Origin of the sequence: Agromyces sp. Leaf222 (assembly GCF_001421565.1) — a bacterium.
Classification (GTDB): Bacteria; Actinomycetota; Actinomycetes; order Actinomycetales; family Microbacteriaceae; genus Agromyces.
In genome coordinates this window covers 3,232,188-3,253,393 of record NZ_LMKQ01000001.1, presented here as the reverse complement: position 1 = coordinate 3,253,393, position 21,206 = coordinate 3,232,188, and the positions used below count along the sequence as shown (strand labels likewise).

Sequence of the window (21,206 nt, the reverse complement as noted above, 5' to 3'; positions counted from 1 at the left end):
TTGAGGCATGCTGCTCGCGATCGACACCTCGACGGGCACGAGCGTCGCCGTGGTCGACCATGACGCCGGCGTGATCGCCGAGGTCGGCACGGCCGACACCATGCGGCACGCCGAGGTCGTCGGCGAACTCATCCGCGAGGCGCTCGAGTCCGCCCACCTCCCGCCCGCCCGGCTGTCGGGCGTGGCCGCGGGCATGGGCCCCGGTCCGTTCACCGGCCTGCGCGTCGGCATCGCCGCGGCGCACGCGTTCGCCCTCGGCATCCGCAGGCCCTTCGTTCCCGTCGTGAGCCACGACGCCGTCGCCTACACCTGGTATCGCGACGGCGGCGCCGGACCGATGCAGGTCGTGACCGACGCGCGCCGGCGGGAGTTCGCGGTGTCCGACTACGACGGCATCGACGCCGACGGACTGCCGATCCGCGTGCACGGGCCCGTGCTCGTGCCGCGCAACGCCGTGCCGGAGCGCACGGGCACGAGGCTCGACGCGACGCTCGTCTCGGCCGGCGGCATCGGCATGATCGCCGAGTTCGCGTTCGCGGCCGGTCGGCTTCCGCTCACGGGAGACGCACCGCTCTACCTGCGCGCGCCCGACGTGACCCCCTCGGTCGGCAAGAAGCGGGTGCTCCGATGAGCGTGCTGATGCGGCGGGCTCGCATCGCCGACGTCGAGGCCATCATGGCTCTCGAGCGGGAGACCTTCGTGACCGACGCCTGGTCGGAGCAGCTCATGCGTTCCGAGATCGAGGGCGAGCACGGCTACTACCTCGTCGCCGTCGACGACGACGCCGAGCCCGAACAGCGGCTCATGGGCTACGCGGGCCTCTACGCGCCGGCCGGCACCGGCGACGCCGACGTGCAGACCATCGCCGTGGCCCCGTTCACGCGGGGCATCGGCCTCGGCCGCGGCCTCATGCACGCGCTCATCACGCATGCCCGTCGCATGCGCGTCTCGCGGGTGTTCCTCGAGGTGCGCGCCGACAACCCCATCGCCAAGGCGCTCTACGACTCGCTCGGCTTCGTCGAGATCGGCGTGCGTCGCGGCTACTACCAGCCCGACAACGTCGACGCGATCAGCATGCGGCTCGACGTGCCCGACGCGGTGGCGCAGCCGGCGGCGGCCGCGTCGACGCCCGCACGGCCCGGCCGCGGCACCGCGACGACCCCCCGAGGAGCGCGATGAACCGCGACGCCCCGCTCGTGCTCGGCATCGAGACCTCCTGCGACGAGACCGGCGTCGGCATCGTCCGCGGCACGACCCTGCTGGCGAACGTCATCGCCTCGTCGATGGACGAGCACGCGCGCTACGGCGGCGTCGTGCCCGAGGTCGCGGCCCGCGCCCACCTCGAGGCGCTCGGGCCGAGCATCGACGCCGCGCTCGCGGCATCCGGTGTCTCGCTCGAGGATCTCGACGCCGTCGCCGTCACGAGCGGGCCCGGACTCGCGGGTGCCCTCATGGTCGGCGTCGGTGCGGCCAAAGCCCTCGCCCTCGCGATCGAGAAGCCGATCTACGCCGTGAACCACCTCGTGGGCCACGTCGGCGCAGACCTGCTCGACGCCGATGCGCCGCTCGAGACGCCGACGATCGCCCTGCTCGTCTCGGGCGGGCACACGTCGCTGCTCCTCGTGCGCGACCTCGTCTCCGACGTCGAGCTGCTCGGCGAGACGATCGACGACGCGGCGGGCGAGGCCTTCGACAAGGTCGCCCGCGTGCTCGGCCTGCCCTACCCGGGCGGCCCCGAGATCGATCGGGCCGCGATCGGCGGCGACCCCTCGGCGATCCGGTTCCCGCGCGGACTCACGCAGCCGAAAGACCAGGCGGCCCACCGCCACGACTTCAGCTTCTCGGGCCTGAAGACGGCCGTCGCCCGCTGGGTCGAGCAGCGCGAGGCGGCCGGCGAGCCGGTACCGGTGGCGGATGTCGCGGCGAGCTTCCGAGAGGCCGTCGCCGATGTGCTCGTGACCAAGGCGATCGCCGCGTGCACCGAGCTCGGCGTGCCCCGCCTGCTGCTCGGCGGCGGCGTCGTGGCGAACGCGCGACTGCGGGAGCTCGCGCAGCAGCGGGCGGACGCCGCGGGCGTGGCCCTTCGCGTGCCGCCGTTGTCGCTCTGCACCGACAACGGGGCGATGATCGCGGCGCTCGGCGCGCAGCTCATCATGGCCGGGCACGCCCCGTCGGGCCTGTCGTTCGGTGCCGATTCGACGCTGCCCGCGACCGAGGTGCAGGTCGCCTGAGACCGGTGGCCCCGGCCCCGCTCGTCGCCCCGCCCGCATCAGCGGTGACGGCCGCGTTCGTCGCGGCGTCCGGGCCCGTCGTCATGGGATGCGCGCGGCGGAGCTGCCGCGCTAAAGTGGCGAACGGGGGCATTCGTCGCTCCCGCACGCATTCGATCCGGCGCGGTTGTCCCATCGTGTTCGGTACAGCATCGAGGAGACGACCGTGACCGACCCCAACGTTCCCAACCCGTCCGGCGAGACGCCCGAGGTCCCCGCGGCACCCGCGGCTCCGGCCGCGCCCGAGGCGGCTCCGGTTCCGCCGGTCGCACCGCCCGCCCCGCCCGCACCTCCGGCTGCGCCTGCCGCACCGGCATACGCCGCCCCGCCCGCTCCCGCGGCGCCCGCCTACGGCGCCACCGGAGCGTACGCCGCGACCGCGCCCGCCTACGGCGCGCCGGCCCCGGCGAAGACCAACGTGCTCGCGATCGTCTCGCTCGTGGCCTCGATCATCGGCTTCTTCACGGGCATCGGGTTCCTGGTCGGCATCGTCTGCGGACACATCTCCCTCAGCCAGATCAAGAAGACGGCCGAGCAGGGCCGCGGCATGGCGATCGCGGGCCTCGTCATCGGCTACATCGGCATCGTGATCACGATCATCGTCACGATCGTCTTCTTCGTGTTCCTCGCCGCACTCTCGGCGTCGTACGACTACACGTACTGATCCACCCCTCATCACGGAAGGTCGAACCATGAGCGATCCGACGACTCCCGCCGACGGCACGAATCCCACCGCGTCGACGCCCGACGTGCCGAGCGCGCCCGACGTGCCCGAGGTGCCCAGCGCCCCGATCCCGCCCGCCGCGCCCGAGCCGCCGGCAGCGCCGGAACCCCCGGTCGCGCCCGAGCCTCCGGCTCCGCCCTCGTTCGGCGCGTCGGATCCCGCTCCGGCCGCGCAGCCCTACGGCAGCACCCCGCCGGCCGCCCCGCCCGCCTACGGCAGCACGCCGCCCGCGGCACCGCCCGCATACGGCGCTCCCGCGGCCGCGGCATACGGCGCGCCCGGGTCATCCGCCGGCTCGCCGTCGTACGCTCCGGCGGGTCCCGCGAAGGCGACGCCGGTCTACAGCCTCATCTCGCTCATCGCGGGCATCGTCGGGCTCGTCGGGTTCTTCGTGGTGTTCATCCCGTTCGTCGGCGGCATCATGCAGATCTTCATCCCGGCGGCGGCGGTCGTGCTCGGCTTCATCGGCCGCAAGCGCGAGCCTGCCGCGAAGGGCATGTGGCTCACCGGCATCATCCTCGGGTTCGTCGGCATCGCGATCGGCCTGATCTCGCTGCTGTTCTGGGCGCTGATCTTCGCATCCGCGGACCCGTATTACTACTGATCGCATGACGCTGCCCCCCGAGGAGCCGTTGCGGCCCCGTTCGGTTCCGGATGCCTCCGTCGAGGCGCCCGGTGCCGATGCGCCGCGGCGGCCGATCGACGAGTCCGCGCTCCGCGCTGCGGCCCCGTCGGTCGAGGGGGCGGCCATGCCGATGGCGGTCGCACCGCGCAAGTGGGACATGCCGCTCGACACGGGCGAGCTGCGCACGGTGCCGACGGGTCAGTTGCTCATCGTGCACCGGCCCGAGGCGTTCGCCGAGGCATCCGACGACGTCGAAGAGGAAGAGACCCAGCGCCGCGTCTACAGCTGGGTCGGTGCCGTCTTCGGCGTCATCGGGGCTGCGGCGTCGCTCCTGGTCGGCTGGATGCTGCCGCTGTCGATCGTCGCGATCATCTTCGGCGTGCTGGGGCTGCGCCGTGAGGAGACCGGCCGTACGCTCGCGTTCGTCGCGATCGGCACCGGCGTCGGCGGCCTGGTCTTCTCGGCCGTGTGGATCGGCTACTACGCGATCGTGTTCGGCACGCTTCAGATCTGAGCGGGCTCGCGGGGCAGGCGCTCGACCAGCAGGGCGACGTGGCGTCCCTCTTCACGGGTCATGACGAGGGTCGCGGATGCCGCGCCCTGCAGCTTGAGCTTCGTGCGAAGCACCGCGGGGTCGATGTCGATGCCGCGCTTCTTGATCTCGAGGGTTCCGATGTCGCGGGCGCGCAACGCCTGGCGCAGCTGGCGCTCGTCGGCCGGGAGCCGCTCGAGCACCCGGAAGCCCTGCGCGAACGGCGACTGGAACGCCGTGTCGGCCGTGAGGTACGCGATGCCCGCCGAGAGCATCCACGCCCCGTGCGCCCGAGCGAGGTCGCCGATGAGCCGAGCGCGGATCACGGCGCCGTCGGGTTCGTAGAGGTAGTCGCCGAGCGGGCCGACGGGTGCGTCCTCGCTGTCGGCGGCGGCCGTGAGCTCGTCGGCGCCGTGCTCGCCGACGATGAGGGCGGCGCGACGGATGCCGGGGCGCGCGACGGCGCCGAACCAGACGCCGAGCTCGACGACGTCGCCGCCGACCGAGACCCACTGCGCCTCGGCATCGGCCGGGATGACGCCGCGGTCGGTGCCGGGCCCGAGCTTCACGCCGACGGCCATGCGATCGGCCAGGCCGAACGCGAAGTCGAGGCTCGGCGTGTAGTCCGCGGCATCCGCGAGGCGCCTGGTGCGCCCGCCGCTCGTGACGCGGCGTGCCGGGTCGAGCCACGCGCCGCCGATGCCGCCGAGGTGCACCTCTTCGGCGGTGGTGTGCAGCACGCGGGCCTGCTCGAACGGCGTGAGGTTGAAGGCGGCGATGGCCGCGGTGACCTCGTCGGCCTCGGCCGCGGTCACCTCGAGGTCGACGGCCGCGAGGGCGAGCGAGTCGCCGCCGATGCCGCATCCGAGGTCGGCCACGTGACGGATGCCCGCCCGCGAGAAGCGGCCGGCGTGCAGTGCGGCGACCCGCAGCCGGGTGGCCTGCTCGAGGCCGGCCTCGGTGAAGAGCATGCGCGTCGAGAACTCGCCGAACTTGGCCCGGGCCTTGGCGCGGAGCCTGGACTGGGTGAGCACCGCGGCCACGAGCGAGGGGGAGTGGCCCTGCCGCCGCAGGTCGGACACGGCCGAGACGACATCGGCCTTCGCGTGCCATTCGGGCAGCGAGTCGAGCAGTCGCAGCCCTTCGGGAGAAAGCAGTTCGACGAGCTCGGAGCGGTCCACCCGGCCACGCTAGCACCCTGCTCCCACGGGTTGGCACTCACGTTGCACGAGTGCCAAATCGCGCCTAGACTCGTTTTAGCACTCTCGCTCTGAGGCTGCTAACCAGTCTTCATCGAGACAGTTTTTCATCTACAGAAGGGGTGAACCGTGTCGGTTTCCATCAAGCCGCTCGAGGATCGCATCGTCATCAAGCAGGTCGAGGCCGAGCAGACCACCGCATCGGGTCTGGTCATCCCCGACACCGCCAAGGAGAAGCCCCAGGAGGGCGAGGTCGTGGCCGTGGGCCCCGGTCGCATCGATGACAACGGCAACCGTGTTCCGCTCGACGTGGCCGTCGGCGACAAGGTGATCTACTCCAAGTACGGCGGCACCGAGGTCAAGTTCGGCGGCGAGGACTTCCTCGTGCTGTCGGCTCGCGACGTGCTCGCGGTCGTCGTCCGCTGAGTCGACCCGCACCTTCCGAGGCCCGGACGCCGCATGGCGTCCGGGCCTCGTCGTGTCTGCGGTGACGACGGTCGCCGTGGAACGCGCGTCGTCGCCTCTGCGGCGGCACCAGACATCCGGGACGTGATGACGACGGATGTCGCGGGCGGCCGGATCTCGTCGAACGACGGCAGCCCGATGGTGCCCCCGTGACCGCGTGCGGGCGTACCGTTGAGGCGTGACCTCCAGCACCGACCCCAAGATCACCGGCACGACATCGAGGGGAGGCGAGGTCAGCCGTCCTGGCCTCGCCTACGCGATCGCGTCGTACGTGCTCTGGGGCTTCCTGCCGATCTACTTCCTGGCGCTCGCGCCCACGGGCCCGTTCGAGATCGTCGGATGGCGCGTGGTGCTCTCGCTGGTCTTCTGCGCCCTGCTGCTCACGGTGACGCGCGCCTGGCGGCCGTTCACCGCCCTGCTGCGCGATCGCCGCATCGTGCTCACGATGGGGTTGGCCGGCGTGCTCATCTACGTCAACTGGCAGACCTACGTCTACGCCGCCGTCTCCGGCCAGGTCGTCGAGGCCGCGCTCGGCTACTTCATCAACCCGATCGTCACCGTGTTCCTCGGCGTGCTCGTGCTGCGTGAGCGCCTGAATGCCACGCAGTGGGTCGCCGTGGGCATCTCGATCGTCGCGGTGATCGTGCTCGCCATCGGATACGGCCAGCCGCCGTGGATCGCCCTCGTGCTGGCGTTCTCGTTCGGCACGTACGGCCTGATCAAGAAGCGCGTCGGGCCGAAGGTGGATGCCGTGTCCGGCCTCACGCTCGAGACCGCGTGGCTCGCCCCGCTGGCGATCGTGATCCTCGTGGTCGTCGGGTCGACCTCGGGCATCTCGCTCGGCACGCTCGGCACGTGGCACACCGTGCTGCTGCTCTGCGCCGGAGCGGTGACCGCCGTGCCGCTGCTCCTGTTCGCGGCGGCCTCGCGCCGCCTGCCGCTCATCTACATGGGGTTCATCCAGTACTTCGCCCCGTTCATCCAGTTCCTCGTGGGCGTCGTCGTGCTGCAGGAGCCCATGCCGCTCGAGCGCTGGATCGGCTTCGGGCTCGTCTGGCTCGCGCTCCTCGTGCTGACGTTCGACCTGGTCAGGGGCGCCAGGGGCGCCAGGGCCGCCCGGAGGCAGGTCGTCGAGCTCACCTGAGCGACGGATGCCACGACGCACCCATGATCGGGGCGTCACAGCACGTCATCCGGCCGCCGGCCGCGTCAGGCGTTCACCCCCGAATCGGGGTGGTCTGGGTGGCCGAGAACGGTGGAATCGTGCGTGAAACGCCCTCGAGACGGTCGGAATGTGACGGAGAGGTAACACTTCAGACAGTGTTATCGGGTTGTGACCGGGATTCCTTTGCACAGAGCCGCTCGCCGAATACTGTGACAGGACGGCGAGCCTCAGCCCGCTGGTTTGAACCACATTCCTTCAGTCCCAAGGAGCAACATGAGCGTATTCGGCACGTCCCGACCCGCTCGTTCGCGCGGCAAGGTCTGGGCAGGGGTCGCGGTCGCCGCGACCAGCGCCCTTCTCCTGTCCGCCTGCGCGAGCGGCGAGACCGATTCCGGATCGGACGACAGCTCGGGCCAGCGCGACGAGCTGGCCCTCACCATCGGCACGGCCCTGCCGCAGACCGGTAACCTGGCCTTCCTCGGCCCGCCCGAAGAGGCCGGCGTCGCCTACGCGACGTCGCAGATCAACGCCGCAACGGCCGACACCGGGCTGACCCTCGACGTCGTCTACGGCGACTCGGGCGACACCGACAACAAGGCCTACGAGACCGAGATCCCCCGCCTCCTCGGCGAAGACGTCTCCGCCATCATCGGTGCGGCGTCCTCGGGCACCTCGCTCCAGTTCATCGACCAGGTCGTCGGTGCGGGCGTCATCCAGTTCTCGCCGGCCAACACGTCCGACGCGTTCACGACGTACGACGACAACGGCCTGTACTTCCGTACGGCTCCGTCCGACGTGCTCCAGGGCGAGGTCCTCGGCAACCTGATCGCTGAAGACGGCAACCAGACGCTCGGCCTCATCGTCCTGAACGACTCGTACGGCACCGGCCTCGCGAAGTACATCACCGAGGCCTTCGAGGCCGCCGGTGGCGAGGTCGTCGCAGCACCCACGTACAACACGGGTGACACGACGTTCGACGCACAGATCAGCGAAGTCCTCGCGGCCGACCCCGACGCCATCGCACTGGTGACGTTCGACGAGGTCTCGACCATCCTGCCCAGCCTCTTCGGACAGTTCCCGGCCGACAAGCTCTACTTCGTCGACGGCAACCTGAAGAACTTCGCGGACGCGTTCCCCACCGGCTCCCTCACGGGCGCCAAGGGCACCCTGCCCGGTCTGACGATCGACTCGATCTCCGACTTCACGGGTGAGCTCGACTCGTTCCTCGAAGAAGAAGGCACCCCGGCACTCGAGGACTACAGCTACGCAGCTGAGTCGTTCGACTCCACCGTGCTCCTCGCCCTCGCCTCGCTCGCGGCGAACTCGACCGACTCGGCGGCCATCGCCGAGAAGCTGATCGAGGTCTCCGGAGGCGCCGGCGACGGCGAGAAGTGCTCCTCGTTCGCCGAGTGCGCCGACATCATCGTCGGTGGCGGCACGGCAGACTACGACGGCATCTCCGGCCCGATCACCTTCGACGAGGTCGGCGACCCGACCGAGGCGTCGATCGGCATCTACCAGTACGGCGACGACAACAACTACGCCGCCTACGAGGGTTGATCCCCGAGTAATCAGCGGAGGGGCCCCGGTCTTCGGACCGGGGCCCTTCTGCGTGCCCGGGCGGCTTCGCCGCGAGCTTGGTGCGCTGGTCGTGCTGGCTGCTGTGGCAACCTCTGGGGGCCGGGCCGGGCCGGGCCGGTGGCGCTGGTCGCGGCTTGATCACGCTGGTCGTGCCGGCCGACCGCACTCCGGACCCGGAGTACCGACCCAGCCGCCGCGGGTCTGCGCATCCTGGATGCCGCCCTGCTTGCCGCACTGGCGCCCAGGCCGCGTGCGCTTCCCCTCGATCCCGCGCCCGACCATCGGAGGCGACACGCAGCGGGACGTCGCCGAGCGGTCACGATGTGCGGGATTCCAGGGGCGCGAATCAGCGGATTTCGACCACTCGGGGGAGTGCGCGCGCGTGGTCGGGGCCGGGGCCCTGCCGCCGACCTCGTGGGCGGGGAGCGGTCAGCGGTGCGCGACGGGTGCACGAAAGGGCGGGCCCCCGCTCTCGCGAGGACCCGCCCTTCGTGCGGTGGCGACTCGGCTCAGGTGCCGAGCGTGCCGAGGTAGAGCTCGGTGACCTTCGGGTCGTTCAACAGCTGGCGCCCGGTGCCCGTGTAGGCGTCGCGACCCTGATCGAGCACGTAGCCGCGGTCGCAGATCTGCAGGCAGCGCCTCGCGTTCTGCTCGACCATGATGCAGGTCACGCCCGCCTTGTTGATCTCGGAGACGCGGATGAACGCCTCGTCTTGACGAACAGGGGAGAGGCCGGCCGACGGCTCGTCGAGCAGCAGCACCTTCGGGTCCATCATGAGCGCACGGCTCATGGCGACCATCTGGCGCTCGCCGCCCGACAGGGATCCGGCACGCTGCTTCAGGCGCTTGCCGAGCTCCGAGAAGATGCCCGTGACGAACTCGAGGCGTTCCTTGTACATGCCGGGGGCTTGAAAGAGCCCCATCTGCAGGTTCTCCTCGATGGTCAGGCTCGGGAACACGTTGTTCGTCTGGGGGATGAACCCGACGCCGCGTGCCACCAGCTTGTTCGCCTTGAGGCCCGTGATGTCCTCGCCCTCGAGCGTGATCGAGCCCTCGCGCACGTTGACCTGCCCGAAGATCGCCTTGAGGAGCGTCGACTTGCCGGCGCCGTTCGGGCCGATGATGCCGATGAGCTCGCCCTGCTCGGCGACGAGGGAGCAGCCGTTCAGGATGTTGACCCCGGGAAGGTAGCCGGCGTGCACCTCCTCGACGACGACGACGGGCGTGCCGGTCGCGGTGGCGTTCGTCACTGGTCCTTCTCCTTGCTGTCTGCGCCGAACTCGGCTTCGGCTTCGGCGATGCCTGCGTTCGCGAGCGCCTCCGCGTCGATCGCGGTGGATGCCGCGGCATCCGTCGTCGGGTCCGCCTCTTCGGCGGTGACCCGACCGGTCACGACCCCGAGGTCGAGCTCCTGGTGGGCGCCGAGGTAGGCGTCGATGACCGCCGGGTCCTGCATGACGGTGTACGGGTCGCCCTCGGCGACCACGCGGCCCTCGGCCATGACGATCACCCAGTCCGCGATGTGGCGGACCATGTGCATGTCGTGCTCGACGAAGAGCACGGTCATGCCCTCGTCCTTCAGGTCGAGGATGTGGTCGAGCAGCGACTGCGTCAGCGCCGGGTTGACGCCGGCCATCGGCTCGTCGAGCATGACGAGCTTGGGCTCGCTCATGAGCGCCCGCGCCATCTCGAGCAGCTTGCGCTGCCCGCCTGACAGGCTGGCCGCGAAGTCGCCGGCCTTTGTGTCGAGCTTGAACTTGGCGAGCAGGCCCATCGCGCGCTTCTCGATCTGGGTGTCCTGTCCACGCCAGGCGGCGGGGATCAGGCTCTGCCAGAAGCGTTCGCCGCGCTGGCCCTTTGCGCCGAGCTTCATGTTGTCGAGCACGGTGAGCAGGCCGAGCGCCTTCGTCAGCTGGAACGTGCGCACCTGGCCCATGCGGGCGACCTTGAAGGCCGGCACGCCCGAGAGCGAGCGGCCGTCGAAGGTCCACGTGCCCTCGTTGGGCTTGTCGAACCCGGTCAGCAGGTTGAACAGCGTCGTCTTGCCGGCGCCGTTCGGGCCGATGAGGGCCGTGATGGCGCCGCGCGGGATCTCGAGGTGCTCGACATCGACGGCGGTGAGGCCGCCGAACGTGCGACGCACGCCGTCGGCGACGATGATCGGATCGACCTTGGCGACGCCGGGCTTGGCGTCGCCGACGTGCAGGCCGGTCGTCTTGGGGCGGGCGACGGGTGCGTGTCCGGTCGAGGTGCCGACCGCGGCATCCGTCTCTGGCTCGGTGGGAGCCGGAATCTCACTTGACAAAGGTCAGCTCCTTCTTGTTGCCGAGGAGGCCCTGCGGCATGAAGATCACGAGCAGCATGAGCGCGACACCCACGAGGATGAAGCGCAGGGTGCCCGCCTGGATCTGCGTCATGAACGGCAGCACACCGGCCTGCACGAGTGCGGGCAGGAAGTTGCTGAGGAAGGTCTGCAGCACCCAGAAGATGAGTGAGCCGAGCAGCGGTCCGAAGACCGTCGCCGCGCCACCCAGCAGCAGCGCCGTCCAGACGAAGAACGTGAGCGAGGTCACGTACACGCCGGGGCTGACCGCGGAGGGCAGTGCGTAGACGATGCCGCCGGCCGCGGCGAGGACGCCGCCGAGCACGAGCGCCTGCAGCTTGTAGGCGAACGCGTTCTTGCCGAGGGCGCGCACCGCGTCTTCGTCTTCGCGGATGCCCTTGAGCACGCGGCCCCACGGGCTGCGCATGAGCATCCAGACGACGAGCACGGCGATCGCGAGCGTGGCCAGGCCGAGGATGCGGACCCACCAGTCGTTCGCGTTGTAGACCCACGGGCCGAAGCCGTACGTGCCTTCGGGGATCGGGTTGGAGTCTCGGAAGCTCTGGTGATACCCGCTGAGGCCGTCGGCCGAGCCGGTGACCTCGTCGAACGCCGTCGTCAGGAACAGCAGGCGTACGACCTCGGCGGCCGCGATGGTCACGATGGCGAGGTAGTCGCCCCGCAGTCGCAGCGTCGGCACACCGAGGATGAGGGCGAAGACCGCCGATGCCGCGAGGCCGATGATCGCAGCCAGCCACCAGGGCAGGTCGAACGTCAGAATCGAGATCGCGTAGCCGTAGGCGCCGATGGCCATGAAGCCGGCGATGCCCATGTTGAGCAGGCCGGCGTATCCGAAGTGCACCGCGAGGCCGAGGGCAGCGAGCGCGTAGCCGATCGTGGCGGGGCTGAGGATCGACGATGCCGTATTGGAGAAGATCTGAATCCAGTCCATGATGCGCGCCTAACCGATTCTCTCTCGTCGGCCCAGGATGCCCTGTGGCCGGAACAGCAGGATGACGATGAGGATGACGAGGGCACCCGCGTACTTGAGGTCGTCGGGGATCCAGAGGCCGGACACCTCGACGATCACGCCCACGATGAGCGAGCCGATGAGCGCGCCGTAGGCCGTGCCGAGACCGCCGAGGGTGACCGCGGCGAACATGAGCAGCAGCACCTGCGCGCCCATGTCCCACTTGATGCCCGGACGGTAGTACGCGTACAGGATGCCGGCGAGGCCCGCGAGCGCGCCCGCGATGATCCAGACGACGCGCACGACGTGGTCGACGTCGATGCCGGATGCGGAGGCGAGCGACGGGTTGTCGCTGATGGCGCGCGTGGCCTTGCCGAGCCGGGAGCTCGTGAGCCAGATCGCGAAGCCGACGATCACGATGATCGAGATCGCGATCGACGCGATGTCGATGCCGCTGAGCTGGACCGGCCCGAACGACATCTTCGGAGCCGTCGCGTACGGCAGCTGCGTGGTGCCGCCGCCGATGAAGAACTGGAAGGTGTACCGCATCGCGAGCGAGAGGCCGATGCTCACGATCATGAGCTGCACGACGCCGACGCGCTTGCGCCGCAGCGGCCGCCAGAGGATCACGTCGAGCAGGAGCCCGAGCCCCGCGCTCACCACGACCGCGAGCGGAAGGCCGATCCAGAGCGGCAGTGCCATCGACCCGGCACTCACCAGGAAGGATGCCGCGACGGCGCCGAACGTGACCATCTCGCCGTGCGCGAAGTTCGAGATGCCGGTCGTGCCGAACACGAGCGACAGGCCGACGGCCGCGAGCGCGAGCATCAGGCCGAAGTTCAGGCCCTGCACGAAGCGCTGGATGAACTGGTCCCAGATGCTGGTGACGTTGCGTTCGCCCTCGCCGATGAAGAAGTTCACGGTCACACGCCCGCCGGCGCCGACCGTGACGTCCTTCTCATTGGGGCTGTCGTCTTCGGGATCGACGACCGCGATGCCCTCGGGAAGGCTGTCCTCGTCGAGCGTGACGGTGTAGTCGTCCTTCTCGGGCACGCTCACGCGCCACTGGCCGTTCTCGTCGGTCTCGACCTCTTGTTCACCCCCCGGACCGTCGATCACCAGGACGACGCCTTCGAGCGGTTCACCGTCGAGTTGGACGTTGCCGCTGATGCGGTACGGGTCGCCCTCGGCCGCCATGGCCGGGGATGCGGAGAGTGCGAAGACGCCGAGCATGGCGGCTGTGACGGCGAGGATGACGCCGAACAGCCTGATCATGCGACCGGGTGGGTACGCGACGGCAGGGGATGGGGATCTCACGAAACCTCCAGGTTGGGACACCACGGCGACAGGAGTCCCATCGTCCGTGAAGGAGACGTTATGAGCGTAGTGTGTCGTCCGTGTTTCGCATCCCCCACGTTCGGGAACCGCTGCCGAATCGTGAGAAACGCAACGTACCGACCGTCCCCGGCCGGTTGCGCGCACGGGATGCGCGCGGGGAATACTCCCAGCCCTCGCGCGATTAGAATCGGTAGACACCGTGCAAGGCCCTTCGCGCCGGCGGCGGTGCACTTCGATGCCGACCACGCGATAAAAGGGGCGCCCCAATGGACCAGCACGACCCGTTCGGATTCATCGGACTCACGTACGACGACGTGCTGCTGCTTCCCGGGCCCACCGACGTCATCCCGAGCGAGGCCGACACGAGTTCCCGCCTCACGCGTCGCATCACCGTCGCGACGCCGTTGCTCTCAGCGGCGATGGACACGGTGACCGAGGCGCGCATGGCGATCGCCATGGCCAGGCAGGGCGGCATCGGCATCCTGCACCGCAACCTCTCGATCGCCGACCAGGCCGAGATGGTCGACCGCGTGAAGCGCAGCGAGTCGGGCATGGTCTCCAACCCGGTCACGACGACGCCCGACGCCTCGGTCGCCGAGGTCGACGACCTCTGCGCGACCTACCGGGTGAGCGGGCTCCCCGTCATCGACGCCGACGGCATCCTCGTCGGCATCATCTCGAACCGCGACATGCGGTTCGTCTCCGAGTTCGAGAAGTCGACCACCAAGGTCGCCGACGTCATGACGAAGGCGCCGCTCATCACCGGCCGGGTCGGCATGAACCCCGACGAGGCCCTCGCGATCTTCGCGAAGCACAAGGTCGAGAAGCTGCCGCTCGTCGACGACGCCGGCCGTCTCACCGGTCTCATCACGGTGAAGGACTTCGACAAGTCCGAGCAGTACCCGAACGCCACGAAGGACGCCGAGGGCCGCCTGCGCGTGGGCGCCGCGATCGGCTTCTTCGGCGACGCCTGGGAGCGCGCGGAGGCACTGCGCGATGCCGGGGTCGACGTGATCGTCGTCGACACCGCCAACGGCCACTCCGCGGGCGTCATCGAGATGGTCCGCCGCATCAAGTCCGACCCCACCTTCGAGCACATCGACGTGATCGGCGGCCAGGCGGCCACCCGCGAGGGCGCGCAGGCGCTCATCGACGCGGGCGTCGACGCAGTCAAGGTCGGCGTCGGTCCCGGCTCGATCTGCACGACCCGCATCGTCGCCGGCGTCGGCGTGCCGCAGGTCACCGCGATCTACGAGTCGTACCTCGCGGCGCGCGAGGCCGGCGTGCCGATCATCGCCGACGGCGGCCTGCAGTATTCGGGCGACATCGCGAAGGCGCTCGTCGCCGGTGCCGACACCGTCATGGTCGGTTCCCTGCTCGCGGGCACCGACGAGTCGCCCGGCGACGTGGTGTTCCAGGGCGGCAAGCAGTTCAAGCTGTACCGGGGCATGGGTTCGCTCGGCGCCATGCAGACGCGGGGCAAGAACACCTCGTACTCCAAGGACCGCTACTTCCAGGCCGACGTGCCGAGCGACGACAAGCTGATCCCCGAGGGCATCGAGGGCCAGGTCGCCTACCGCGGTTCGGTGGCGGCCGTGACGCACCAGCTCATCGGCGGCCTGCGCCAGTCGATGTTCTACGTCGGAGGCCGCACCATCGCCGAGCTCAAGGCGAAGGGCAAGTTCGTGCGCATCACGGCGGCCGGGCTCAAGGAGTCCCACCCGCACGACGTGCAGATCGTCGTCGAGGCGCCGAACTACAAGCGCTGACCCTGACGGTCGGTTCGCTCACGCCGTGCGCGCATCGGCGAGGCGCGTGATCGCCTCGCCGAGCACCTCGGGCGAGCAGGCGAAGTTCAGCCGAGCGTGGCCGCGTCCGACCTGGGCGCCGAACGTCGGCCCGCTCATCAGGGCGACCTTCGCGCGCTCGAGCGCCACGGCGGCGGGGTCGTCGCCCCAGCCGAGCGCCGACAGGTCGAGCCACGCGAGGTAGGTGGCATCCGGAATGCGATAGCCCACGCCCGGAAGCTCCTCGGAGAGCAGGTCTGCCAGGAGCCGACGGTTGTCGTCGAGGCTGCCGAGCACGCCGTCGAGCCACGGCCCGCCGTCGGTGAACGCGGCGACGGTCGCGATGGAGCCGAACTGGCTCATGCGCCATCCGACCTCGTAGGGCATCGCCTCGCGCAGGCGGTCGCCGCGCTGGCTCGCGGTGATGATGAGCGCGGCCTTCAGCCCGGCGATGTTGAACGCCTTGGTCGCGGCGGTGACGGCCACGCCGTGTTCGCGCGCGGCATCCGACACCGTGAGGAACGGCGTGTAGGGCGTGGCCGGCTGCGCGAGCGGCCCGTGCACCTCGTCGCTCACGACCGTCGCGCCGAACGCGGCCGCGAGGTCGGCGAGCTGCGCCAGGTCGTCGCGGGCGGGCACCCAGCCGACGGGGTTGTGCGGGTTGCAGAGCAGCATCGCGCGCACGCCCGAGGCGAATGCGGCCTCGATGCCGACCAGGTCGAACGACCATCCGTCGCGGATGCCGCCCCGCAGGGGGATCTCCTCGACCACGCCGCCTGCCTCGGTCACGAGGTCGAAGAACGGCGGATAGATCGGCGAGGTCACGATCACTCGGTCGCCCGGCGCGATCACCTGCCGGAGCACCTCGACGAGCCCCATCGAAACGTCGGCCGTGCAGGTCACGCGGGCGGGGTCGAGGTCCCACCCGAAGCGCGAGGCCGCGAACCGCTCGAAGGCGTGCGCGACCGCTTCGGGGCCGGCGTTGTAGCCGGTGTCCGACCGGTCGATCGCGCGGTGCAGCGCGGCGGCGATCGGCTCGGCGAGCGGGTAGTCCATCTCGGCGACCGGCAACGGCAGCACGTCGGCGTCGTAGAGCCGCCACTTCGCGCTCGTGCGCGTGCGCAGCAGGTCGATGGGGTCGGCTTCGATGCGATGCATGCCTTGCATGCCTCCAGCATGCTGCATGGTTCTCCGGACGGCACCCGTGCTCGCGGTCGCCGGGCGAGGCATGTATCCTGATCGGCTGCCTCGGCGCCGCGACGTCCGTTCGATGACGGACCTCGTGAAGCGAAACGGATCACCCATGGGTTTCATCGACGTCAACGGCGTCTCCTTCTCCCTGCCCGACGGCAGGCCGCTGCTCGCCGACCTCGCGTTCCGCGTCGTCGACGGGCGCACGACCGCGCTCATCGGCGCGAACGGCGCAGGCAAGTCGACGCTGCTGCGCATCATCCGCGGCGACCTGCGGCCCGACGAGGGCAGCGTGCAGGTCGACGGCGGGCTCGGCGTCATGGACCAGTTCATCGGGCGTCGGGCATCCGAGGGCGCTTCGACGACGGATATCGCGGACGGCCCGGTTCCCGAGGATGCCGCGTCGACCGTCGCGGGCCTGCTGGTGTCGGTGGCGCCGACGCGCATCCGGGGCGCAGCACGCGAGCTCGAGGCATCCGAGAACGCGCTGATCGAGGCGGATGACACGGTCAACCAGATGCGGTACGCGAGCGCGCTCGCCGAGTACGCCGAGGCCGGCGGGTACGAGCAGGAGGTCGTGTGGGACCACTGCACGATCGCCGCGCTCGGCATCCCGTTCGAGCAGGCCCGATGGCGCGAGCTGTCGACGCTGTCGGGCGGGGAGCAGAAGCGGCTCGCGCTCGAGGCGCTGCTGCGCGGACCCGAGCAGGTGCTGCTGCTCGACGAGCCCGACAACTCGCTCGACGTTCCGGGCAAGCGCTGGCTCGAGGGGGCGCTGCGGGCGACCCAGAAGACCGTGCTGCTCGTGTCGCACGACCGCGAGCTGCTCGCGCGTGCCGCCGACCGCATCGTGACGCTCGAGGCGGGCGCCGCGGGCAGCACGGCGTGGGTGCACGGCGGCAACTTCAGCGGCTATCACGCCGCGCGCGAGGAGCGCTTCGAGCGCCTCGACGAGCTGCGCCGGCGGTGGGACGAGCAGCACCTCGCACTGAAGACGCTCGTGGCCAATCTCAAGGTGAAGGCGACCTACAACGACGGCATGGCCTCGCGCTACCAGGCCGCACTGACCCGGCTCCGACGCTTCGAGGACGCCGGCCCGCCGGAGGAACGCCCGCCGGCCCAGGCGGTGTCGATGCGGCTCCGCGGATCGCGCACGGGCAAGCGCTCGGTCGTGTGCGAGCAGCTCGAGCTGACCGGCCTCATGAAGCCGTTCGACCTCGAGGTCTGGTACGGCGACCGGGTCGCGGTGCTCGGGTCGAACGGCTCGGGCAAGTCGCACTTCCTGCGCCTGCTCGCGGGCGGCGGCACCGAGCCCGATCGCACGCTCGGCCATGTGACGAGCGTCGGCGAGACGCTCGCACGGGTGCCGCACGGCGGGCGGGCGGTGCTCGGCGCGCGCGTCGTGCCCGGCTGGTTCGCTCAGAACCACGAGCACCCCGAGTACCGCGGACGCACGCTGCTCGACATCCTGCATCGCGGCGACGCGAACCGCGACGGCATGGCCCGCGAGGCCGCGAGCTCCGCACTCGATCGATACGGGCTCGCCGGCTCGGCCCTGCAGCGATTCGACGACCTCTCGGGCGGGCAGCAGGCGAGACTGCAGATCCTGCTGCTCGAGCTCTCGGGCGCGACCCTGCTGCTGCTCGACGAGCCCACCGACAACCTCGACCTCGTCTCGGCCGAGGCGCTCGAGGATGCGCTCTCGCGCTTCGACGGCACGGTGCTCGCGGTCACGCACGACCGCTGGTTCACGAGGAGCTTCGACCGGTTCGTGGTGTTCCGCTCCGACGGGCGGGTCGAGGAGACCGACGCGCCCGTGTGGGACGAGGCGCGCGTGGCGCGGGCGCGCTGACGGGGTGCGGGCGGCGGTGCCGAGCGCCGCCGCGGCCGCCGCCGTTCGCCCGCGGCATCCGTTCGATAGGCTGTCATGGTGACTCAGGAGATCGAGATCGGCCGCTCCAAGCGCGGACGTCGTGTCTACGCATTCGACGACATCGCCATCGTGCCGAGCAGGCGCACCCGAGACCCCGAGGACGTCTCGACGACCTGGTCGATCGACGCGTACCAGTTCGACATCCCGTTCCTCGCAGCACCCATGGACTCCGTGGTGTCGCCGCAGACGGCGATCATGATGGGCCAGCTCGGCGGCCTCGGCGTGCTCGACCTCGAGGGACTCTGGACCAGGTACGAGGAGCCAGAGCCCGTGCTCGCCGAGATCCGCAACCTCGCCCCCGAAGAGGCGACGCAGCGCATGCAGCAGCTCTACTCAGAGCCGATCAAGCCCGAGCTCGTCACGCAGCGCCTCGCCGAGATCCGCGCATCCGGCGTCACCGTCGCGGGCGCGCTGTCGCCGCAGCGCACGCAGGAGCTGTACGAGACGGTCGTCGCCGCGGGCGTCGACCTCTTCGTGATCCGCGGCACCACGGTGTCGGCCGAGCACGTCTCGAAGAACCAGGAGCCGCTGAACCTCAAGCGCTTCATCTACGAGCTCGACGTGCCGGTCATCGTCGGCGGTGCGTCGACCTACACGGCCGCCCTGCACCTCATGCGCACGGGCGCGGCCGGCGTGCTCGTCGGCTTCGGCGGCGGCGCCGCGTCGACCACGCGCGCGACGCTCGGCATCCACGCGCCCATGGCCACGGCGGTGGCGGATGTCGCGGGCGCGCGTCGCGACTACCTCGACGAGTCCGGCGGCCGTTACGTGCACGTCATCGCCGATGGCGGCCTCGGCACCTCCGGCGACATCGTGAAGGCGATCGCCTGCGGTGCCGACGCGGTGATGCTCGGTGCCGCGCTCGCGCGCGCGACCGACGCGCCGGGCGGCGGCTACCACTGGGGCGCCGAGGCGCACCACTCCAAGCTCCCGCGCGGGCGCCGCATGCACGTCGGCCAGGTCGCCGCCCTCGAAGAGGTGCTCTACGGCCCGGCTCCGGCCGCCGACGGCAGCGCGAACCTCGTCGGTGCGCTGCGTCGCTCGATGGCCACCACCGGATACTCCGACCTCAAGGAGTTCCAGCGCGTCGAGGTCGTCGTCGCGCCGTACCAGTCCGCCTGAACTCGCTCGCTCCCACCCTCCTGATCCGGCCCTCGCTCGGGTAGCGTTGAACTCGGATCACGCGGTCGCCGTCTGCGATCGCGAGGATGGGGACGACGATGGCGACACTGAGGTCCGGATCGACGACGAAGTCGAGTGCTCGAGCGGATGCCCCGGCATCCGTGGCACGCTCGACCAAGCTCGGTCCTGAGGAGCGCACGGCGGCGATCGCGCGGCTGCGAGAGAAGGAACTCGACATCCTGGTGGTCGGCGGCGGCATCGTCGGCACCGGGGCGGCGCTCGACGCCGTGACGCGAGGCCTCTCGACCGGCCTGCTCGAGGCGCGCGACTGGGCGTCGGGCACGTCGAGCCGATCGTCCAAGCTCGTGCACGGCGGCATCCGCTACCTCGAGCAGCTCGACTTCCGCCTCGTGCGCGAGGCGCTCATCGAGCGCGGGCTCCTGCTGCAGCGCATCGCGCCGCACCTCGTGAAGCCCGTGCGGTTCCTCTACCCCCTGAAGAAGCGGTTCTTCGAACGCCTCTACATCGGCGCAGGCATGCTGCTCTACGACGTCTTCAGCTACACGGGCGGGCGTCCTCCGGGCGTCCCGCACCACCGGCATCTCTCGAAGCGCCAGGTCATGCGGGCGATCCCGTCGCTCTCGAACGACGCGCTCATCGGCGGCCTGACGTACTACGACGCGCAGGTCGACGACGCCCGCTACGTGGCCTCGCTCGCCCGCACCGCCTCGTCGTACGGCGCGCACGTGGCGTCGCGGGTCAAGGTCGAGGGCTTCATCAAGGTCGGCGAGCGCGTCGTCGGCGTGAAGGCGCACGACCTGCAGTCCGACGAGCACTTCGAGATCCGCGCCAAGCAGGTCGTGAACGCGACCGGCGTCTGGACCGACGACACGCAGCGCATGGTCGGCGAGCGGGGCACCTTCAAGGTGCGTGCGTCGAAGGGCATCCACCTCGTGGTGCCGCGCGACCGCATCCAGTCGGCGATGGGCATGATCTTCCGCACCGAGAAGAGCGTGCTGTTCATCATCCCGTGGGGCCGTCACTGGCTCATCGGCACGACCGACACCGACTGGAACCTCGACAAGGCGCACCCCGCGGCGACGACCGCCGACATCGACTACCTGCTCGAGCACGTGAACGCGCTGCTCGCCATTCCGCTCACGCGCGAAGACGTCGAGGGCGTGTTCGCCGGCCTGCGTCCGCTGCTCGCGGGTGAGAGCGACCAGACCTCGAAGCTCTCGCGCGAGCACATCGTCGCGCACACCGTGCCGGGGCTCGTCGTCGTCGCGGGCGGCAAGTGGACCACGTACCGCATCATGGCGAAGGATGCGATCGACGCCGCGGCCGATGCGCTCGACGGGCGCGTGCCGGCTTCCACGACGCAGGACATCGCGCTGCTCGGCGCCGAGGGCTACCAGGCCGCGTGGAACAAGCGCAGCAAGATCGCGCGGGCGTTCGATGTGCACAAGGTGCGCATCGAGCACCTCCTCAACCGCTACGGCACCCTGACCGACGAGCTGCTCGACCTGATCAGGGCGGATGCCTCGCTCGGCGAGCCCCTGCCCGGCGCCGACGACTACCTCGCGGCCGAGGTCGTGTACGCGGCATCCCACGAGGGGGCGCTGCACCTCGACGACGTGCTCGCCCGCCGAACCCGCATCTCGATCGAGGCGTGGGACCGTGGCGTCTCGGCGGCGCCGGTCGCCGCGAAGCTCATGGCCGGCGTGCTCGGCTGGGATGCCGAGCGCGAGCAGCTCGAGGTCGAGCGCTACCTCGAGCGCGTGGCCGCCGAGCGCGAATCGCAGCTGCAGCCCGACGACGAGTCGGCCGACCGCGTGCGGCTGGGCGCGCCAGACATCGTCAACGTGGACTGAGGCGGCGGTGCGGCGCTCGTGACGGGCGCCGCACCGGCCTCGGCTGCCGTCGCCGGGCCTCCGAGCCGCCGGCCCGGCCCCGCCAGCGCGTCCTGCCGCTCAGGCTT

The 21,206-nt window shown here is 70.5% G+C and carries 19 protein-coding genes; 13 read left to right on the top strand and 6 right to left on the bottom strand.

Annotation, left to right across the window (positions count from 1 at the left end):
- Positions 1-7 precede the first annotated feature (7 nt).
- From tsaB to ASE68_RS14495, 6 genes are all read left to right on the top strand, one after another.
- On the top strand, positions 8-631 hold the full coding sequence (gene tsaB / locus ASE68_RS14520) for a tRNA (adenosine(37)-N6)-threonylcarbamoyltransferase complex dimerization subunit type 1 TsaB (RefSeq protein ID WP_055860092.1): 624 nt from the start codon (positions 8-10) through the stop codon (positions 629-631).
- Positions 628-1,179 carry a ribosomal protein S18-alanine N-acetyltransferase gene (gene rimI, locus ASE68_RS14515; RefSeq protein ID WP_082462275.1) on the top strand — a complete coding sequence of 184 codons (552 nt, stop codon included), beginning with the start codon at positions 628-630 and terminating at the stop codon, positions 1,177-1,179. The genes tsaB and rimI overlap by 4 nt, the downstream gene beginning before the upstream one ends.
- The gene (tsaD, locus tag ASE68_RS14510) at positions 1,176-2,231 is read left to right on the top strand and encodes a tRNA (adenosine(37)-N6)-threonylcarbamoyltransferase complex transferase subunit TsaD (RefSeq protein ID WP_055860090.1); all 1,056 of its coding nucleotides are present in this window, start codon (positions 1,176-1,178) and stop codon (positions 2,229-2,231) included. Before rimI ends, tsaD begins: the two co-directional genes overlap by 4 nt.
- 205 nt (positions 2,232-2,436) lie before the next feature.
- Positions 2,437-2,934 carry a DUF4190 domain-containing protein gene (locus tag ASE68_RS14505; protein WP_082462385.1) on the top strand — a complete coding sequence of 166 codons (498 nt, stop codon included), beginning with the start codon at positions 2,437-2,439 and terminating at the stop codon, positions 2,932-2,934.
- 28 nt (positions 2,935-2,962) lie between these two features.
- The gene (locus tag ASE68_RS14500; RefSeq protein WP_055860084.1) at positions 2,963-3,598 is read left to right on the top strand and encodes a DUF4190 domain-containing protein; all 636 of its coding nucleotides are present in this window, start codon (positions 2,963-2,965) and stop codon (positions 3,596-3,598) included.
- Between the two features lie 4 nt (positions 3,599-3,602).
- Entirely contained in the window at positions 3,603-4,133 is a 531-nt protein-coding gene (locus ASE68_RS14495) for a DUF4190 domain-containing protein (protein WP_055860081.1), read from the top strand.
- Here the strand turns inward: ASE68_RS14495 and ASE68_RS14490 are convergent.
- Positions 4,124-5,332 (bottom strand): hypothetical protein, encoded by a 1,209-nt coding sequence (locus ASE68_RS14490; RefSeq protein WP_055860078.1) that lies wholly within the window; start codon positions 5,330-5,332, stop codon positions 4,124-4,126. The genes ASE68_RS14495 and ASE68_RS14490 overlap by 10 nt on opposite strands.
- A 147-nt stretch (positions 5,333-5,479) precedes the next feature.
- On the opposite strand from ASE68_RS14490, the gene groES reads away from it, so the two are divergent.
- The 3 genes from groES (at position 5,480) to ASE68_RS14475 (ending at position 8,540) form a co-directional block, all read left to right on the top strand.
- Positions 5,480-5,776, top strand: coding sequence for a co-chaperone GroES (gene groES / locus ASE68_RS14485; protein WP_022889766.1), 297 nt, complete (start codon positions 5,480-5,482; stop codon positions 5,774-5,776).
- Between the two features lie 241 nt (positions 5,777-6,017).
- A complete protein-coding gene (gene rarD, locus ASE68_RS14480; protein WP_055861444.1) occupies positions 6,018-6,959 on the top strand; it encodes an EamA family transporter RarD in 942 nt (313 codons plus the stop codon).
- Between the two features lie 294 nt (positions 6,960-7,253).
- Positions 7,254-8,540, top strand: coding sequence for an ABC transporter substrate-binding protein (locus tag ASE68_RS14475; RefSeq protein WP_055860075.1), 1,287 nt, complete (start codon positions 7,254-7,256; stop codon positions 8,538-8,540).
- Between the two features lie 530 nt (positions 8,541-9,070).
- Here the strand turns inward: ASE68_RS14475 and ASE68_RS14470 are convergent.
- From ASE68_RS14470 to ASE68_RS14455, 4 genes are all read right to left on the bottom strand, one after another.
- Positions 9,071-9,811: an ABC transporter ATP-binding protein gene (locus ASE68_RS14470; protein WP_055860072.1), complete on the bottom strand. Its 741-nt coding sequence runs from the start codon at positions 9,809-9,811 to the stop codon at positions 9,071-9,073.
- Entirely contained in the window at positions 9,808-10,767 is a 960-nt protein-coding gene (locus ASE68_RS14465; RefSeq protein ID WP_055861442.1) for an ABC transporter ATP-binding protein, read from the bottom strand. The genes ASE68_RS14470 and ASE68_RS14465 overlap by 4 nt, the downstream gene beginning before the upstream one ends.
- An 88-nt stretch (positions 10,768-10,855) precedes the next feature.
- Positions 10,856-11,836 (bottom strand): branched-chain amino acid ABC transporter permease, encoded by a 981-nt coding sequence (locus ASE68_RS14460; RefSeq protein ID WP_055860069.1) that lies wholly within the window; start codon positions 11,834-11,836, stop codon positions 10,856-10,858.
- A 9-nt stretch (positions 11,837-11,845) separates the two neighbouring features.
- A complete protein-coding gene (locus ASE68_RS14455; RefSeq protein WP_055860067.1) occupies positions 11,846-13,129 on the bottom strand; it encodes a branched-chain amino acid ABC transporter permease in 1,284 nt (427 codons plus the stop codon).
- A 329-nt stretch (positions 13,130-13,458) separates the two neighbouring features.
- Here ASE68_RS14455 and guaB point away from each other — a divergent pair, with 329 nt between their 5' ends.
- Positions 13,459-14,961, top strand: coding sequence for an IMP dehydrogenase (gene guaB / locus ASE68_RS14450; protein WP_055860064.1), 1,503 nt, complete (start codon positions 13,459-13,461; stop codon positions 14,959-14,961).
- Between the two features lie 18 nt (positions 14,962-14,979).
- On the opposite strand, the gene ASE68_RS14445 is transcribed toward guaB, so the two are convergent.
- Positions 14,980-16,137 (bottom strand): MalY/PatB family protein, encoded by a 1,158-nt coding sequence (locus ASE68_RS14445; protein WP_055860061.1) that lies wholly within the window; start codon positions 16,135-16,137, stop codon positions 14,980-14,982.
- A 145-nt stretch (positions 16,138-16,282) separates the two neighbouring features.
- On the opposite strand from ASE68_RS14445, the gene ASE68_RS14440 reads away from it, so the two are divergent.
- The 3 genes from ASE68_RS14440 (at position 16,283) to ASE68_RS14430 (ending at position 21,099) form a co-directional block, all read left to right on the top strand.
- A complete protein-coding gene (locus ASE68_RS14440) occupies positions 16,283-18,022 on the top strand; it encodes an ABC-F family ATP-binding cassette domain-containing protein (protein WP_055860058.1) in 1,740 nt (579 codons plus the stop codon).
- A 75-nt stretch (positions 18,023-18,097) separates the two neighbouring features.
- Positions 18,098-19,225 carry a GuaB3 family IMP dehydrogenase-related protein gene (locus ASE68_RS14435; RefSeq protein WP_055860055.1) on the top strand — a complete coding sequence of 376 codons (1,128 nt, stop codon included), beginning with the start codon at positions 18,098-18,100 and terminating at the stop codon, positions 19,223-19,225.
- A 98-nt stretch (positions 19,226-19,323) separates the two neighbouring features.
- Positions 19,324-21,099, top strand: coding sequence for a glycerol-3-phosphate dehydrogenase/oxidase (locus tag ASE68_RS14430; RefSeq protein ID WP_082462274.1), 1,776 nt, complete (start codon positions 19,324-19,326; stop codon positions 21,097-21,099).
- Positions 21,100-21,206: the final 107 nt, after the last annotated feature.